The organism is Bradyrhizobium sp. (assembly GCF_016462955.1).
GTDB lineage: Bacteria > Pseudomonadota > Alphaproteobacteria > Rhizobiales > Xanthobacteraceae > Bradyrhizobium.
In genome coordinates, this window is record NZ_JAEMSD010000098.1 from 1 (window position 1) to 16,158 (window position 16,158).

Here is a 16,158-nt window from a genome sequence, read left to right on the forward strand (position 1 = left end):
GTGCGTGCACCTGGTCGGCCTTGTAGTTGCCGGTCAGCGTGTACATCACGATGTTGGCGCCGGCGCGGTAGGCGAATTCGCGCTGGCGGGGGTCGCCGCCGGTCACCGGCAGCATGGCCTGGCCGTCGGGCCGCACCGCCCAGGCACCGGCGAGGTCGTTCGAGGTGATGATGATCGGCGAGACGCCGTCGCCGCCGCGCGCCGGCCGCTGCGCGCTGTCATCGTCCTCTTCGCGCGGCAGGGTCTCGACCCAGGTCTGGCCGGCGGTGAAGCGTCCGGGGAAGTCGCGCAGCAGATAGAAGGTCTTGGTCAGAACGTGCTCGCGCGGCACCGGCTCGAGCTCGGGTACGTCGAGCGACGACAGGATATCGCGCAGCGTCTGCATGCCCGGGGTCTGCGAGGCTCCGTTCGCGCCGGGCGGGGCTTCGATCGCGTCGCGGGTGTCGAACAGCACGGTGCCGCCCTGCTTCATGTAGGCGTCGATCTTGTTGATGGCGTCCGGCGGCGGCTTCGGCGCGCCCGGCACGATCGGCCAGTAGATCAGCGGGAAGAAGGCGAGCTCGTCGCGCGCGGGATCGATGCCGACGGGATCGCCGGCCTCGAGCGCCGTGCGCTGGGCCAGGAACAGCGTCAGCCCGTTCAGCCCCGCCTTGACGATGGAATCGACGTCGGCATTGCCGGTGACGACATACGCGAGCCGGGTCTGCGACACCGCCTTCATTGCGAACTCGTCGGATGCGCTATCGGCACGCGTGGGCATGGGCGATAGCGCGGCAAATCCCGCGAGCAAAGCGAGCAGGATCATGGCGGGCGCGGCGCGGCGGCGCAGCAGCGCGGCAATCCCGCCGCCGAGCACCGCGACGATGATGGCGTCGACCAGGAACAGCGCGAGCGCCGTCGACAGCAGCCAGCCGCGCAGGTCGCGCGGTTCGGCATTGGTGTAGGTGGCGTGCCGGGCGCGCAGGCCCGCGGTGTCCAGGGCCGCGATGCGGTCGGCGGGGGCGAGCGTGTTCACGGCGAGAGGTCCTTCTGCCGGACCATAGAAGCCGGGCGGATGATCCGACGTGGCGCGGTCGCGGTAATCCGCAGGAAGCGGCTTTGCGGTGGCCGGCGGCGGGCCGAAGGCGCCAAAACCGTCCATGATTTGCAGCGGCGCCACCGTTTCAGTGGTCGCTTCGCCGGCGACCCCGGCACCGGGCTTCGACGTGTAGCCGGACATGTCGACCACCCGCCGGAGCATTTCGACGAAGGTGCCCGACATCGGCAGGTCCGACCAGCGCATGTCGGCGCTGACATGGAACAAGCTGACGAGACCCTTGCCGCGATGTTCGCCGGTCACGAGCGGCGTGCCGTCTTCCAGCGAGGCCCAGCTCTTGGTGGCGAGCACGGCGTCGGGCTCGGCGAGCACCTGCCGGCTCACGGTGACGTCCCTGGGGACCGCGACGCCGGCGAACGGGCCGTCAGCCGCGAAGGAGGCCAGATGCTGCGGCTTCTCCCAGGTCAGGCTGCCGCCGAGCGTGCGGCCGCCCTTGCGCAGCTTGACCGGCACGAGGTCGTCCTCGGCCTGGGCCAGCCTTGGACCTGCGAACCGCACCAGCACGCCGCCCTGGTCGACCCAGGCATTGAGGCGCTCACGGACCTCGGGTGCAATCGTGCCGACATCGGCGAGGATGATCATCGGCAGCTTCTGGTCCAGGAACTGCGTGATGCCCTGCTGCGGCGAGCCCTTGTCGGGCAGCCGCACGTCGGCGAACGGCGCCAGCGCGCGGGTGAGATAGAAGGTCGGCGCCAGCAGCGGCTGCGCGGTTTCGCTGGTCGAGCCCGAGACGATGCCGATGGCGCGGCGGCGCCAGCGCTTGTCGAGCAGTTGCACCGCGCCGGCTGAGCGCTCGCCCGAGATCTCGAGCCGGGTGATGTCGTTGCGCAGTTCGACCGGCAGGTCGAAAGAAGCTTCGGTCTCCTTGTCCTGGGGCCCGAACGAATAGCGGGCTTCGCCGATCGGCGAGGCCTTCTGGTCGAGCGCCCGCACGGTGCCGGCCGCGATACCGCTGTCGGCGCGCAGCACCTTCACCGTCATCTTCGCCGCGGCGTTCTCGGCCGCGACCAGCGCCAGCGGCGAGGAGGTGCCGCCGTCGAACACGGTCAGGCTGCGATCGCCGATGGTCTTGCCGAGGCCTGCCACGAAATCCTCGCCACGGCCGGTGTCGACGCCGTCGGACAGCCAGGCGATCTCGCAGTCGCCGGTGAGCTTGAGAAAACGGTCGACCGCAGCCAGCGTCTCGACGCGGTCGATCGAATAGGCTTTTGGCGCGAGCTGGCGGACCGCGACGCGCGCTGCGCCCGCCGGCATCAGGGTGATGTCGCGGTTCGGCTCGGACAGCGGCACCAGCGCGATGGCGCGGCCCTCGTTGTCGGCATTGGCGATCAGCTCGTCCGCGGTCCTGATCCTGACGTCCCAGTGCGAGGCCGCGCTCCAGCCGTCGTCGAACATGATCATCAGCGGCGCCTTGCTGCCGGCAAGGCCCGTCTGCGGATTCCAGATCGGGCCGGCGGCCGCGAAGATCACCAGCGCGGCGGCGAGCAGGCGGAGCGCGGTCAGCCACCACGGCGTCCGCGACGGCGTCTCTTCGCGCGGCGTGATGTCGAACAGCAGCCGTGTCGGCGGAAACTCGATGCGGCGCGGCCGCGGCGGCGTCACGCGCAGGAGCCACCACAGCACCGGCAGGCTGACGAGGCCGATCAGGAGCAACGGTTGGGTGAAGGCGAGCGGCAATCCCATCATGCGGCCGGCCCCGCCTTGATTGTCGTGGTGCGGGCGCCCGACTTGCTCACCTGCATGCCGGCATGGAGAAACAGCAACAGCTCAGCGGCCGAGCGGTCGGTGGCGTGGGTCGTGAACAGCCAGTCGAGCTTGCCCGTCTCGGCGCGGATCTGGTCGCGGTGCAGGGCGAGGCGCGCGGTGTAGTCCTGCGCCCAGCTCTCGGCGCGGCCGGAGGTGATGACGCCGAAGCCTTCCGGCTCGACGAACTCGACCCGTCCGGAATAGGGGAAGGACTCTTCGGCGGGGTCGACGACCTGCACCAGCGCGCCATGCGCGCCGGAACTGGAAAGCCCAGCCAGGGTCGTCCTGATCTCGGAGATCGGCGACCAGAAATCCGACAGCACGATGATCTCGGCCAGCGCCGCCGGAACGAAGGAGGGCGGCAGGCTCAGCCGGTCGGCATCGTCATGCAGCATCGCCTGCGCCATCCGGTCGACCACGCTGCGGCTCGCGGTCGGCGCCATCAGGCCTGGGATGCCGACGCGTTCGCCGCCGGCGACGAGCAGCTCGGCGAGCGCAAAGGCGACGATCAGCGTCCGTTCGAGCTTGGACTCGCGCGCGGTCTTGGAGGCGAACGCCATCGAGGGCGAACGGTCCGGCCAGATCCAGACCGTGTGCGAGGCCTCCCATTCGAGCTCGCGGACATAGAGATGGTCGTCGCGCGCCGAGCGGCGCCAGTCGACGTTCTGCGACGGCTCGCCCGAGACGAAGCGGCGGTACTGCCAAAAATTCTCGCCGGAGCCGGCGCGGCGCCGTCCGTGCAGACCGTGGATGACGTTGGCGGCGATGCGGCGGGCCTCGAGCACCAGGCGCGGCAGCGAAGCGGCGAGCGTGCGGCTTTCGCCATCGGCACGTCGGATCGCCAGTGTCTCCTTCGCCGCGTGCCCGTTCTCTGCTGCCATCAACCGATCCGTGCCTTCAATTGCCGGATCACGTCCGGAATGGTGCGGCCTTCGGCGCGCGCCTGGAACGTCAGCGCCATGCGGTGCTTCAGCACGGGTTCGGCGAGGTCGAGCACATCGTCGATCGAGGGCGCGAGGCGCCCGTCGATCAGCGCACGTGCGCGCACCGCCAGCATCAAGGACTGGCTCGCGCGCGGACCGGGACCCCAGGCAATGAACTTGCCGGCTTCGCCGGCGTCAGGTCCCGGGCGGGCCGAACGCACCAGCGACAGGATCGCCTCCACGACGGAATCGCCGACCGGCAGGCGGCGGATCAACCGCTGCGCGGTGATCAGCGCGTCGGGCGTCATCGCGCCCCTCGCCAGCGTTTCCTCGGCGCCTGTGGTCTCGAACAGGATACGGCGCTCGGCGTCGCGGTCGGGATAGTCGACGTCGATCTCCATCAGGAAGCGGTCGAGCTGCGCTTCCGGGAGCGGATAGGTGCCTTCCTGCTCCAGCGGGTTCTGCGTCGCGAGCACGTGGAACGGTTTCGGCAGGTCGTGGCGCGCGCCGGCGACGGTGATGTGCTGCTCCTGCATCGCCTGCAACAACGCCGACTGGGTGCGCGGCGAGGCGCGGTTGATCTCGTCGGCCATCAAGAGCTGCGCGAACACTGGACCCGAGATGAAGCGGAAGGCGCGCTTGCCCGTGGTGCTCTCGTCCAGTACCTCGGCGCCGAGGATGTCCGAGGGCATCAGATCGGGCGTGAACTGGATGCGCTTGGCATCGAGGCCGAGCGTGACGCCGAGCGTCTCGACCAGCTTGGTCTTGGCAAGGCCGGGCACGCCGATCAGGAGCGCATGGCCGCCGGAGAGGATGGTGACGAGCGTGTTCTCGATGACGCGATCCTGGCCGAAGATCACGGAGGCGATCGCGTCCTTGGCCGCGCGAACCTGGCTCGACACCTGCTCGGCCGAACGGACGATCCCGTCCTCGAGTTTCTCGACACTCTCCGCCATTCGCTCGCTCCTTCAGCCTGCCACACGGCTTGCTTGCATCGTCAGATCGACACGCCAGATCATGGACCCATGCTAGACTTGCAGGGAAGGCCATGTATTCGTTGAATTAACCTATCCCCACCTTATCGGCTTCGGGTTATGTAGGGCATCACGAAACGGCGACCTCCACACCGGACTATTCCGGATGGAACCGTACGCCCGCGTACAACGTAGACCTGCACCAATCGTGCCAATCACAAAGTCAGGGCAAACCATGGCGAACCAAGGGCAGAGCGCCGACCGCGGGCTCGATGGGCTGACCGCCGCCGCCAAAAGCGCTGCCGGTGCCGAAGGCGCCAAAAAGGGCCTGCCTCCGGTGCATCTGTGGAATCCGCCGTTTTGCGGCGATCTCGACATCCGAATCGCATCCGATGGTACTTGGTTCTATTTGGGGACGCCAATCGGCCGTCCCGCTTTGGTCCGGCTGTTTTCCACCATCCTCAAGCGCGAGGGCGACAAGCATTTCCTGGTCACGCCGGTGGAGAAGGTCGGCATCCGCGTCGACGACGCGCCGTTCATGGCGGTCGAGATGCAGAAGGACGGCGAAGGGAAGCAGCGCGTGCTGCGCTTCCGCACCAATGTCGACGACTGGGTCACCTGCGATGCCGCGCACCGGCTGCGCTTCGAGCAGGCGAGGGACGGCGGGCTGACGCCCTACCTGCACGTCCGTGCCGACCTCTGGGCCAAGGTCACGCGGGCACTCTATTACGATCTGGTTGACATGGGTGAGGAGCGGATGGTCGATGGCCAGCCGATGTTCGGTGTCGAATCATCCGGCGAATTCTTCGCCATGGCCGATGCGGAGCAGGTGAGGACCGCGCTTTGAACTTGAACAAGCCCATCCCGACGAACGAGCCGGTCGCGCTTGGCGCTGCGGATTTCTTCGCCCGCTCCAAAGCTCGGCTCGGCTTCGACGTGCCCCCCGCGCTGTACGATCCGAACATCATCCCGGCCTCGGGCGATCCCGGCACCGACAAGATGCTGGAGATCATCGCGCGCGAGCAGCCGGTGCGCCCGGCCGCGGTCCTGATCGCGGTGGTCGACCACCCCGAGCCGACCATCCTGCTGACGCAGCGCTCGGCGCATCTCAACGACCATGCCGGTCAGATCGCGTTTCCTGGCGGCAAGATCGACGCGGTCGATGCCTCGCCGCTGGATGCGGCGCTGCGCGAGGCCGAGGAGGAGGTCGGGCTGTCCAGAGACTTCGTCGAGCCGCTCGGCTATCTTGATCTCTACGGCACCGGCTTCGGCTTCCGCATCCTGCCGACGGTGGCGCGGGTGCGGCCCGGCTTCTCCCTCACCATCAATCAGTCCGAGGTCGATGACGCGTTCGAGGTGCCGCTATCCTTCCTCATGAACCCGGTCAACCACCAGGTGCACAGCAAGGAATTCCGCGGCATGGAGCGGTCCTACTACGCGATGCCGTTCGCGGAACGCTACATCTGGGGTGCGACGGCCGGGATGCTGCGTGTGCTGTATGAGCGGATCTACGCGTCATGATCCGGACGGTTCTGACCGAGATCGGAATCTTCCTCATTCCCTTTGCCGTCTATGCGCTGTTCCTGGCGGCGACGCGGTCCGGTGTGTTCGAACGCTCCTCATGGCCGGTCACCGTCGTTGCGCGCCTCACCCTGGTCGCGCTCGCGCTCGTCATCGCCGGCCTGATCGGCCTTGCCCAGTACTCCGGCGCGCCGCCGGATTCGACCTACGTTCCCGCCCATATCGAGAACGGCAAGCTCGTGCCGGGCGTGGAAAAATAGGGACCGATCGATGAGCGCCGAGCCGTTACTCGCAGATGCGCCCTGGCTGACCGCAGGCGGGACCGCGCGCGTCCTGGAGCTGCTCGGCAGCGATGGCGAGGAAGCACGGGTGGTCGGCGGCGCCGTGCGCAACGCGCTGCTCGGTCTTGCGCCCGGCGACATCGACATCGCGACCACGGCGCTGCCGGACGAGGTGATACGGCGCGCCAAGGCTGCCGGCATCAAGAGCGTGCCGACCGGCATCGACCACGGCACCATCACGCTCGTCATCGACGGGCACCCTTACGAAGTCACGACGCTGCGCCAGGACACCGAGACCTTCGGTCGCAAGGCCAAGGTCGCATTCGGCCGCGACTGGGTGAAGGATGCCGAGCGGCGCGACTTCACCATGAACGGCCTGTCAGTCGATGCGCGCGGCGTCGTCCACGATCATGTCGGCGGCGTCAACGACGCGAAAGCGCGCCGCGTGCGCTTCATCGGCGATCCCGACCAGCGCATCGCCGAGGATTATTTGCGCATCCTGCGCTTCTTCCGCATCCACGCCGCCTTCGGCGCCGGCGAGCCCGACCGCGACGGCTATCTCGCCTGCATAAGGGGCCGCGCGGGCCTGGCCAATCTGTCGGCAGAGCGGGTGCGCATGGAGATGCTGAAACTCCTGCTGGCCGGCGGTGCAGCCGCTTCCGTGCTGGCCATGGCCGAGGGCGGATTGCTGCAACCGTTGGTCGGCGGCGTCGTCTACACCGGGCCGCTCGCGACGATGATCGCGATCGAGCGCGAACTCGGCCTGGCCGCGAGCGGCACGCGCCGCCTCGCCGCGCTGACGGTCGCCGTCACCGAAGACGCCAAGCGCGTCGCCACGCGCCTGCGGCTCTCCAATGCCGAGACCAAGGCGCTGGATTCGATGGGCCATCGCTGGTGGCGCCTCGCCACCAAGGACGAGGCCAATGCGCGGCGGTTGCTCTACCGGCTCGGCGCGGAGCGTTATCACGATCGCGTGTTGCTCGGCTGGGCGCGGGCCGCCGAGGACGTGCGTTCGCCGCGCTGGCGCGCGCTTGCCGAGCTGCCGCAGCGCTGGACCGCGCCGAAATTCCCGCTGAAGGCCGCCGACTTCATCGCGCGTGGTCTCGCCGAAGGACCCGCGCTGGGCCATGTGCTGACGCTCGCCGAGGACGCTTGGCTCGCGGCGGAGTTTCCATTAGAGGAAGCCGCGCTCGCTGCCATCGCCGATCAAGCTGCGGCCCGCGTCGGCCGCGATGAGAGAAATTGACCATCGTCTCAGGCTTCGCCGACATCTCGCTTCTCCAGCTGCTGCTGGTCGCTGCGATGGCGTTGTTCGCGTCGATCATCGGCGGTCTCGCCGGCTACGGCACGGGGGCCCTGATGCCTCTGGTGCTGGTGCCGCTGGTCGGCGCCGAGCCGGTGGTGCCGATCATCGCGATCTCGGCGATGCTGACCAATGCGAGTCGCGCAGTCGCCTACATTCGCCATGCCGACCGCCGCCGCGCGCTGATCGTGCTGGCCTGCGCGGCGCTGACCACTGCGCTCGGCGCCTATGGCTACACGCGCCTCACCAATGCCGGCGCCGCGCTCGTGATCGGCACCATGCTGATCCTGAGCGTGCCGCTGCGCCGCGTGCTCCGCCGCCGCGAGGTCAAGATCGGCGACGCCGGCCTTGCCGCCGGCTCGGTCGGCTACGGCGTCCTGGTCGGCGGCACCTCCGGCTCCGGCGTGATCCTGCTGTCGCTCTTGATGGCTGCCGGCCTCGAAGGCGCGGCCGTGATCGCGACCGACGCGATGATCTCGCTCGGTACCGGTCTGATCAAGATCGCGGTGTTCGGGCTTGCCGGCGCTGTCACCGCGCAGGTGCTCGCCTTCGCGCTGCTGATCGGCGTAATCGCGATCCCCGGCGCGTTCCTCGCCAAGGCCTTCGTCGAGCGAATGCCGCTGCACATCCACACCGCCATCCTCGATGCCGCCGTGATCACCGGCGGGCTGGTGATGATATCGGTGGCGGCGCGGCAGCTCGCGGCGTAGCGACCCGCCGCTCGCGCCGGACCACAGGTCGATCCACATGCTCGCCCCCAAGGTCCTGGTCAGCGCGCCCCTGCTTGTTTGGCGTCTCAGGAGCATCTGGCGTCGCGGCAATCTTGGCTGCGTCGCGTCAAACAAACTTCGCGCGCATAAGCCGTATTTGACAGCTTCACGCTGTGTCGCCGACGCTACAGCCGCACTGCGAGATCGCCTCTACAAATTGCCTCGAAACGAACGGCCGGTGATCGGCGGTTCTATGAATGCTCACGCGGCGCGGGGCCGCCTCGTCACGCACGCAACGTTCGAGGGAAGTCATGAAATCCATCGTCTCCGGTACTCTCCTGCTTTCGGCTCTCTGTCTCTCCCACGCCGCCTCCGCAGCCGACCTCGGCAGGGCCTACACCAAGGCGCCGCCCGTGCCGGTCGCATTCAGCTGGACCGGCTTTTATGCCGGCGTGCACGGTGGCTATGGCTGGAGCGATCCGACCGCGACCTTCAATCCGGGTGCGCTCGCAACCGGTACGGTCCCCGGCTATGTCGTCACGGGTGGCACCGGCCCCTTCTCGCTGGACGTGAATCCGAAGGGTGGGTTCGGCGGCGGCCAGATCGGCTACAATTGGCAGTCCGGCGCTTTCGTCTACGGCCTGGAAGCGGATGTCAGCGGCGCAGCCATCAAGGAGACGGCAAGCCGCCCCTTCAGCGTTACCGGCACGATCGGCGGCGACAACGGCGCGTTCACCGGCGTCTTCAACCTCAAGCAGGAAATCGACGTCTTCGGCACGGTCCGCGGACGTATCGGCTATGCCGCGAACAATTTGCTGATCTACGGCACCGGCGGCTTCGCCTGGGGGCACGTCAAGAACAGCATCTTCACCTCCAACCTCGCCACGCCGAACATCGCCAATTTCAACGGCTTCTTCCCGGCCTTGACGCGCAGCGCGTCGTCGTCGGACGTCCAGGTGGGCTTCTCCGTGGGCGGCGGCTTTGAATGGGCCTTCGACCCGCGCTGGACCTTCAAGGCCGAGTACATCTACATCGATCTCGGAAAGTCCAACAACAATGCTCTTGCCTTCCCCGGCGCGTCCTTCACGGACACCGAGGTTAAACTGCATACGGCCAAGGGCGGCATCAACTACCGGTTCTGATCCGGCAGGCATTCGCAGGGCGGGGGTGTTGACCCCCGCTTGCTTGCACCGAGACGCTCTCGACCATTTGGGTTCTGGAGCCGCTGACAAAGCTCGCGCGAGCGAGGTCGCGATCGCACCGTTGTCGATGGAAAGCCGGACAATCGCGCGTGCCGGCGCTGGCGCCCCGTTCTAACGAGTATACGGTGCGAAAGGCCTATTCGTCGTCGTCCTCATCCTCGTCGTCCTCATCCTCCTCTTCCACCTGCACCAGCACGGCGAGCGGCAGCGTTTCGCGGAAGAGGTCGCCTTCCATGCCCATCCACAGACAGAGCACCTCGTCTGCCTTCACCTCCGCAACGGTCAGCGGCTGACCGCCGGATTTCAGCATCACGATATCGCCGGCTTTCAATTCCATGGATTGTCCTTCGGGGTTGATCCAAAGCGCGATGAGATTTGCATTAATCGTCATCGTGCTCGAGATTGTTGTCTGCGCGTGATCTTTCCGGAAAACCGCCTTGCACTTTTCCGGATCATGCGAGCCGCACGAGGCTAGCAATTTGTCATGACACCTGGACAACGGGCGATCTGCGCCTCCGCTGGGCGCGCAGAACCAGCGCGTCGTTGGCGGCCAAGTCGCGCCTCGCCCTAACCATCCTCGGCTTCACCGACCTGAGCCCGCCGTTCGGCGGTGTCACGAAATCGCGCGGCTCCCACCAGCACGGTCAGCGCGATGGGGGTGGTCACGAGGCCGAGCGCCATGATCAGGATTTCATGCAACACCGGTCTGCTCTCCAGGACCGAGAAGCAGACCATTGACGCGCTTGCGATGAAGACCGTGCCGAGCGTCGTCCCGAGAGTCGGCGCATGAACCCGCTCGTAGAACGAGCCAAGCCGCAGCAGACCGAGCGAGCCCACCAATGTGACGGAAGCGCCGAGCAGAACAAGAATGGCCGTGAGAGCAGCAGCCCAGGGGGGCAGATGTTCGATGCCGTTCATTCGATGACCTCGCCGCGCAGGAGGAACTTGGCAAATGCGACGGTCCCCACGAAACCGAACAGGGCCACGGCCAAAGCTGCTTCGAAATACAGCGCCTCGCCGGATCGGATCCCGAACGTCAGAAGCAGCAGCATCGCGTTCACGGACACCGTATCGAAGCCCAGCACGCGATCCTGCGCCCGCGGCCCAGCCAGGATCCGGAATGCGCCGCAACCGATCGCCAATCCCAGCAGCAGCTGGGCGGCAAGAAGAGAGTAGCTCAGCAGCTGGCTCATTCGAATATCTCCAGCAAATGCCGTTCGTAACGACCCTTGATCATGCGGATCCACTCGCCTTCGTCGACGAGGTCGAGAACGTGGATCATCAGCGAACCTTTCTGGGCGTCGAACTTCACCCACAACGTTCCCGGTGTCGAGGTGATGATGCAGGCCAACGCGCCCAGCCCGTAGGGATTGCGCATGTCGAGGGGAATGTTCACGAACCCCGACGTCCACTCTTGCCGCCCGAAACCAAAAACGATGCGGCCGACCGCGAGATTCGAACGGACGATGTCGATCGCCACCAGTCCTAGCAGTCGCAGCATGACGCCGGGTCGTCGGAGGCGCGTGCTCGGCAGCTCCAGCACGGTCAGGAGCCACCCGCCGGCCAGCGCCAGCAGGCAGCCGAGCAGGATGTGCCCGACCGTGACCGCCTGGTTGAGCAGCAGCCACAATGCGAGCAGACAAAAGCTCACGATCGGAAAGGGCAGCAAGCGCGTCATTTGCCCTCCAAGTGACGGCCGCTCCGAGCGCCGGTCTGAAGCACGTCGCTGACGTAACCCGCCGGCGCATGAAGGGATTGCGCGGTGGCCTGCATGAAGCGGATCACGGGACCGGCCAGGATGGTTTGAGCGACGCAGATCATCAGCAGGAACATGACCGGCCCCATCTCGATCGCGCGGACGCGGGGCACCGTGCGATCAGGCGAGGCCCAGAAGATGCGAAGTCCCGCGCGCGACATCGCGACCAGCGTCGCGAAACCGGAGAGGATCAACACGACCAGAAGCGCCCATCCGCTGCCGGGAACGGCACCGCTCCGATCGCCGGGATTGAGGGCCGCAGCGAGCAGCGCAAACTTGGCGATGAACCCGGACAGCGGTGGCAGCCCGGCGATGACCACCGCGCAGCCGATGAAGGCGACACCGAGCAAACCCATCGTGGCCACGATAGCGATACCGACGTCCCCCTCCGCTTCGTCCACCTCGTCCTCGTCTCCATAGGCTTCGCGGGTGACGGCGATCACGTCCGCTCCCGGCTCGCGGCCGCGCTCGATAAGCTCGACGAGAAGGAAGAACGCGCCGATGCCGAGCGTCGAGCTGACGAGGTAGAACAGTGCGCCACTGGTGACGCCGGCTTGTCCGATCCCCGTTGCGGCGAGCACCGTTCCGGAGGATACCAGCACGGAAAAGCCGCCGAGCCGGGCCGTGTCCTGCGATGCCAAGGTGCCGATCGTTCCGAACACGATCGTCGCCAGTCCGCCCCATAACAACCAGTCGCTGCCGAAGCCGGCCGATGCGCCGGCGCCCTCGCCGAAAAGCAGCAGCGAAAGACGCAGGACGATGTAGACGCCCACCTTCGTCATGATCGCAAAGATCGAGGCCACCGGCGGGCTTGCGGCCGCATAGGCGGTCGGCAGCCAGAAGCTCAGGGGCCACATTCCGGCCTTGAGCAGGAAGGCGACAGCTAGCACGCCGGCACCGGCCTCGAGCAAGCCGCGGCTCTCGGGCGCGACGGTGGGCACGCGTGCTGCGAGATCGGCCATGTTGAGCGTCCCGGTGACGCCGTAGATCAGGCTGACCCCGACCAGAAACAGCAGCGAGGCCGCCAGGTTGACGACGATGTAATGCAGCCCTGCCTTCACCCGCGTCAGGCCGGAGCCATGCAGCAGAAGACCGTACGATGCCGCCAGCAGCAATTCGAAGAACACGAACAGGTTGAAGAGATCGCCCGTCAGGAAGGCACCGTTGAGGCCCATCAGCAGGTACTGGAACAGGGAATGGAAATGCGCACCCGCCCGGTGCCAACGGGCAAGAGAGAACACCACTGATGCCAGCGCCAGCACGTTGGTCAGGAGCAGCATGAGGGCGGACAGCCGGTCGAGGACGAGGACGATTCCGAACGGAGCGGGCCAATTGCCCAGCCGATAGACCTCTCTGGTTCCGGTGTCGGACATTGCGAGCAAGACCGCCGCGATGCAAACGAGGGCAAGGGTTGCGGCGACGTTGAGGCCGGCCACGACGGCCCGTTGCCTTTCGCCGTTGAGCAGCAGCATGCCTGCCCCCGCCAGCAGGGGCAGCAGGACTGGCGCGATGACGAGATCCGCAATGCCGCTCACGCTTCCGGCTCCTGTCCGTCCACGTGATCGGTCCGTGCGAGGCCGCGCGATGCGAGAAGCACCACCAGGAACAGTGCCGTGGTCGCAAAGCTGATGACGATTGCAGTCAGCACGAGCGCCTGCGGCAGCGGATCCGCATATTTCGACGGATCGCCGATCTCCTTTGCGATCAGCACCGGAGCGCCCGTCCGCGCTCGTCCCATCGCCACGATGAAGAGATTGACCGCGTAGGAGAGCAATGACAGTCCGATGATGACCTGAAATGTGCGCGGCCTCAAAATCAGCCACACGCCGGACGCCGCAAGCGTGCCGATACCGATCGCCAGCACGAGCTCCATCAGACCAGTCCCTCCTTCGCTGGCTCGCCGGCCAGGGGACTAACGGTCTGGGGCGGCTTTCCGTAGCGACGCAACGATTGATGGGCGATTGCGATGAGCATCAGCACCGTGGCGCCGACCACGAGCGAGAACACGCCGATGTCGAACAGGAAGGCGCTGGCCGTGGGGATGCGGCCGACCAGGGGCAGTTCGGCATAGGCAAAATACGAGGTCAGGAAGGGGTATCCGACGACGCAGGCCGCGGCTCCCGTACAGCCTGCAAGCAACAGCCCGACGCCCATCCAGCGCACCGGCAGGACGTGAAGCCGGGCTTCGACCCAGATCGTGCCGCGAGCCATGTACTGCAGGATGAATGCGGTCGCCATGGCGACGCCGGCCACGAAGCCGCCACCCGGAAGGTCATGCCCGCGCAGCAGGAGAAAGATCGCAACGACGCCGATCACCGGAAACAGCAGCGCCATGATCAGTGCCGCAGTCTCCGTCGTTTCCTTGGCAGTGTCTCCCTTCTGTCGATCGGGATGCGCTTCGTCGTGGCTGTCCTGGGCGTGCTGCTGTTCGGGAACGGGAATGCTCTCGGGCGCGGGACGGAAGCGGCGCAGGAGCGCGTAGACGGTCAGTGCGACCACCGCAAGCACCGTGATCTCGCCCAACGTGTCGAACCCGCGGAAGTCCACGAGGATGACGTTGACCACGTTGGTGCCGCCGCCTTTCGTGTATGCATTCTCGACGAAATATCGCGAAATGCTCTCGGTGCCGGGATGTTGCATCACCGCGAGCGCGAGCGCGGCCAGTCCGACGCCGACGAAGAGCGCAATGGAAAAGTCGCGAATGCGGTGCCATCGAATCCTGCGACCTGCCTCGTCCGAACCGGCCGGTCCGACGCGTTTCGGCAACCATCGCAAGCCGAGCAGGAGGAGGACCGTGGTGACCGACTCGACCACGATCTGGGTCAGTGCAACATCGGGCGCGGACAGCCACACGAAGCTGACGCAGGTCACGAGGCCTGCGGTCCCGAGCAATATCAATGCGACCACGCGATGGAATTTCGCCTGGACCGCAGCGCCGATGGCGCAGGCGCAACCGACCGCCCAGAGCACGGCGAAGGGGAGATCGAACTTGCCGCCGAAGGGATCATCCAACGGAATGCCGCGCGAATAGAGCGGCAGCAGGGCAGCGACGCAAGCGACGCCGGCCAAGATCCTGAGCTGTGGCTGGAGGCGTCTCGTCTCGAGGATGCTCTCGAGCCATCGCGCCAGGCGCCAGGACAACGTCACCATCAACCAGTCGAAAACCTGCTTGCCATTGAACCGGTTGAGCAGCGGCGGCCCCTCGTTGACGAGGAGATAGGGGCGCAGGATCACATAGACCCCGACCCCGCCGGTCATCGCCAGGATGCTCATCAGAAATTCCGGGGTAAAGCCATGCCATATCGACAGGCTGTACTCCGGCATCTTGGAGCCGAGCACGGCTCCAGCCGCGGTATCGAGGAGAGGGGCGACGGTGATCCCGGGGGCGATGCCCACGACGACGCATGCAAGCACGAGGAGCTCGGCCGGAAGTCGCATCAGCAGCGGGGGCTCGTGAGGCGTCCGCGGCAGGCCGACGGGCGCCGGGCCGAAGAACACGTCGCGGATGAAACGCAGCGAATAGGCCACGGTGAAAGTGCTGGCCGCGGTGACGATGTAGGGAAGCGCTCGATCGACGAGTGAATTGTCATGCATCTCGATCGTTTCGGCGAAGAACATCTCCTTCGAGAGAAATCCGTTCAGGAGCGGGACCCCCGCCATCGAGCCCGCGGCAACCATGGCCAGGGTCGCCGTGATCGGCATGAACGCCCAGAGGCCGCTTAGGCGCCGAATGTCCCGCGTGCCGGTCTCGTGATCGATGATGCCCGCCGCCATGAACAGCGACGCCTTGAAGGTCGCGTGGTTCATGATGTGGAAGATCGCCGCGATCTGTCCGAACGGCGTATCGAGCCCGGTCAACAGCGTAATCAGGCCGAGATGGCTGATCGTCGAATAGGCCAACAGCCCCTTCAGATCCTGCTGGAATACCGCGAGGAAGGCGCCGAGGAGGAACGTGATGAGACCCGCCGATCCCACGAGCCACAACCACTCGTTCGTTCCGCCCAGCGCCGGCCAGAGCCTGACCAGGAGAAACACACCGGCCTTCACCATCGTCGCCGAATGGAGATAAGCGGACACCGGTGTCGGAGCGGCCATCGCATGCGGCAGCCAGAAATGGAAAGGAAACTGCGCGCTCTTGGTCAGGGCACCGAGCAGGATCAGCACGAGCGCGGGGACATAGAGCGCGTGCGAGCGGATCGCTTCGCCGGACGCCAGCACCTCGTCGAGGTCATAGCTGCCGACGATATGGCCGATCAGCAGCACGCCGGCAAAGAGGCAAAGTCCGCCGCTGGAGGTGATCACGAGCGCCATCCGCGCGCCATCCCTGGCAGCCGAATTGTGGTGCCAGTAACTGATCAGCAAGAACGAGAACAGGCTGGTCAGCTCCCAGAAGAACACCAGCTGCAGCAAATTGCCGGAGAGCACGATCCCCAGCATGGCGCCCATGAACGCCAGCAGCAGGGAAAAGAAGCGCGGAACGGGATCGCTGGGCGACATGTAGTAGCGGGCATACAACACCACCAGAAAGCCGATTCCGGTGACCAGCATCGCGAAGGCCCAGGCGAATCCGTCGAGCCTCAGGATAAAGTCCAGTCCGAGTTCGACGACCCATTCCGTCCGCCACGAGATCACGCCGCCATTCGTCA

Annotated in this window: 16 protein-coding genes; 6 read left to right on the forward strand and 10 right to left on the reverse strand. The window is 66.4% G+C overall.

Going from position 1 to position 16,158, the window contains the following annotated elements:
- The 3 genes from JHD07_RS13080 to JHD07_RS13090 form a co-directional block, all read right to left on the reverse strand.
- Nucleotides 1–2,782: DUF4159 domain-containing protein (locus JHD07_RS13080; RefSeq protein WP_291622696.1), on the reverse strand; the 2,782-nt coding region annotated here is incomplete at its 3' end.
- Nucleotides 2,779–3,723 carry a DUF58 domain-containing protein gene (locus JHD07_RS13085; RefSeq protein ID WP_291622699.1) on the reverse strand — a complete coding sequence of 315 codons (945 nt, stop codon included), beginning with the start codon at nt 3,721–3,723 and terminating at the stop codon, nt 2,779–2,781. The genes JHD07_RS13085 and JHD07_RS13080, both read right to left, overlap by 4 nt.
- The gene (locus JHD07_RS13090; RefSeq protein ID WP_291622701.1) at nt 3,723–4,721 is read right to left on the reverse strand and encodes a MoxR family ATPase; all 999 of its coding nucleotides are present in this window, start codon (nt 4,719–4,721) and stop codon (nt 3,723–3,725) included. The genes JHD07_RS13085 and JHD07_RS13090 overlap by 1 nt, the downstream gene beginning before the upstream one ends.
- 253 nt (nt 4,722–4,974) lie before the next feature.
- Here JHD07_RS13090 and JHD07_RS13095 point away from each other — a divergent pair, with 253 nt between their 5' ends.
- From JHD07_RS13095 to JHD07_RS13120, 6 genes are all read left to right on the forward strand, one after another.
- Nucleotides 4,975–5,586, forward strand: a complete 612-nt coding sequence (locus JHD07_RS13095; protein ID WP_291622703.1) for a DUF1285 domain-containing protein — start codon at nt 4,975–4,977, stop codon at nt 5,584–5,586.
- A 2-nt stretch (nt 5,587–5,588) separates the two neighbouring features.
- Complete coding sequence (locus JHD07_RS13100) at nt 5,589–6,260, forward strand: CoA pyrophosphatase (RefSeq protein WP_291622705.1); 672 nt, start codon at nt 5,589–5,591, stop codon at nt 6,258–6,260.
- Nucleotides 6,257–6,520: a DUF6111 family protein gene (locus tag JHD07_RS13105; RefSeq protein WP_291622706.1), complete on the forward strand. Its 264-nt coding sequence runs from the start codon at nt 6,257–6,259 to the stop codon at nt 6,518–6,520. Before JHD07_RS13100 ends, JHD07_RS13105 begins: the two co-directional genes overlap by 4 nt.
- Nucleotides 6,521–6,530: 10 nt before the next feature.
- A complete protein-coding gene (locus JHD07_RS13110) occupies nt 6,531–7,787 on the forward strand; it encodes a CCA tRNA nucleotidyltransferase (protein WP_291622707.1) in 1,257 nt (418 codons plus the stop codon).
- The gene (locus JHD07_RS13115; RefSeq protein ID WP_291622708.1) at nt 7,784–8,554 is read left to right on the forward strand and encodes a sulfite exporter TauE/SafE family protein; all 771 of its coding nucleotides are present in this window, start codon (nt 7,784–7,786) and stop codon (nt 8,552–8,554) included. The genes JHD07_RS13110 and JHD07_RS13115 overlap by 4 nt, the downstream gene beginning before the upstream one ends.
- A gap of 311 nt (nt 8,555–8,865) precedes the next feature.
- Complete coding sequence (locus tag JHD07_RS13120) at nt 8,866–9,696, forward strand: outer membrane beta-barrel protein (RefSeq protein WP_291622709.1); 831 nt, start codon at nt 8,866–8,868, stop codon at nt 9,694–9,696.
- A gap of 196 nt (nt 9,697–9,892) precedes the next feature.
- On the opposite strand, the gene JHD07_RS13125 is transcribed toward JHD07_RS13120, so the two are convergent.
- From JHD07_RS13125 to JHD07_RS13155, 7 genes are all read right to left on the reverse strand, one after another.
- Nucleotides 9,893–10,093 carry a DUF2158 domain-containing protein gene (locus JHD07_RS13125; RefSeq protein WP_291622710.1) on the reverse strand — a complete coding sequence of 67 codons (201 nt, stop codon included), beginning with the start codon at nt 10,091–10,093 and terminating at the stop codon, nt 9,893–9,895.
- A gap of 230 nt (nt 10,094–10,323) precedes the next feature.
- Nucleotides 10,324–10,674: a monovalent cation/H(+) antiporter subunit G gene (gene mnhG, locus JHD07_RS13130; RefSeq protein WP_291622711.1), complete on the reverse strand. Its 351-nt coding sequence runs from the start codon at nt 10,672–10,674 to the stop codon at nt 10,324–10,326.
- Nucleotides 10,671–10,949 carry a K+/H+ antiporter subunit F gene (locus tag JHD07_RS13135; RefSeq protein ID WP_291622712.1) on the reverse strand — a complete coding sequence of 93 codons (279 nt, stop codon included), beginning with the start codon at nt 10,947–10,949 and terminating at the stop codon, nt 10,671–10,673. The genes mnhG and JHD07_RS13135 overlap by 4 nt, the downstream gene beginning before the upstream one ends.
- Nucleotides 10,946–11,434 (reverse strand): Na+/H+ antiporter subunit E, encoded by a 489-nt coding sequence (locus JHD07_RS13140; RefSeq protein ID WP_291622714.1) that lies wholly within the window; start codon nt 11,432–11,434, stop codon nt 10,946–10,948. The genes JHD07_RS13135 and JHD07_RS13140 overlap by 4 nt, the downstream gene beginning before the upstream one ends.
- Entirely contained in the window at nt 11,431–13,047 is a 1,617-nt protein-coding gene (locus tag JHD07_RS13145; RefSeq protein WP_291622715.1) for a monovalent cation/H+ antiporter subunit D, read from the reverse strand. Before JHD07_RS13145 ends, JHD07_RS13140 begins: the two co-directional genes overlap by 4 nt.
- Nucleotides 13,044–13,385 carry a Na+/H+ antiporter subunit C gene (locus JHD07_RS13150; protein ID WP_291622716.1) on the reverse strand — a complete coding sequence of 114 codons (342 nt, stop codon included), beginning with the start codon at nt 13,383–13,385 and terminating at the stop codon, nt 13,044–13,046. Before JHD07_RS13150 ends, JHD07_RS13145 begins: the two co-directional genes overlap by 4 nt.
- The coding region (locus tag JHD07_RS13155; RefSeq protein WP_291622717.1) for a monovalent cation/H+ antiporter subunit A at nt 13,385–16,158 on the reverse strand (2,774 nt) is incomplete at its 5' end. The genes JHD07_RS13150 and JHD07_RS13155, both read right to left, overlap by 1 nt.

What these genes read in the sequence shown, in the direction of transcription:
- JHD07_RS13085 (WP_291622699.1), bottom strand. Translation starts at nt 3,723, where the DNA reads ATGGCAGCAGAGAACGGGCACGCGGCGAAGGAGACACTGGCGATCCGA.
- JHD07_RS13090 (WP_291622701.1), bottom strand. Translation starts at nt 4,721, where the DNA reads ATGGCGGAGAGTGTCGAGAAACTCGAGGACGGGATCGTCCGTTCGGCC.
- JHD07_RS13095 (WP_291622703.1), top strand. Translation starts at nt 4,975, where the DNA reads ATGGCGAACCAAGGGCAGAGCGCCGACCGCGGGCTCGATGGGCTGACC.
- JHD07_RS13105 (WP_291622706.1), top strand. Translation starts at nt 6,257, where the DNA reads ATGATCCGGACGGTTCTGACCGAGATCGGAATCTTCCTCATTCCCTTT.
- JHD07_RS13110 (WP_291622707.1), top strand. Translation starts at nt 6,531, where the DNA reads ATGAGCGCCGAGCCGTTACTCGCAGATGCGCCCTGGCTGACCGCAGGC.
- JHD07_RS13120 (WP_291622709.1), top strand. Translation starts at nt 8,866, where the DNA reads ATGAAATCCATCGTCTCCGGTACTCTCCTGCTTTCGGCTCTCTGTCTC.
- JHD07_RS13125 (WP_291622710.1), bottom strand. Translation starts at nt 10,093, where the DNA reads ATGGAATTGAAAGCCGGCGATATCGTGATGCTGAAATCCGGCGGTCAG.
- mnhG (WP_291622711.1), bottom strand. Translation starts at nt 10,674, where the DNA reads ATGAACGGCATCGAACATCTGCCCCCCTGGGCTGCTGCTCTCACGGCC.
- JHD07_RS13135 (WP_291622712.1), bottom strand. Translation starts at nt 10,949, where the DNA reads ATGAGCCAGCTGCTGAGCTACTCTCTTCTTGCCGCCCAGCTGCTGCTG.
- JHD07_RS13140 (WP_291622714.1), bottom strand. Translation starts at nt 11,434, where the DNA reads ATGACGCGCTTGCTGCCCTTTCCGATCGTGAGCTTTTGTCTGCTCGCA.
- JHD07_RS13150 (WP_291622716.1), bottom strand. Translation starts at nt 13,385, where the DNA reads ATGGAGCTCGTGCTGGCGATCGGTATCGGCACGCTTGCGGCGTCCGGC.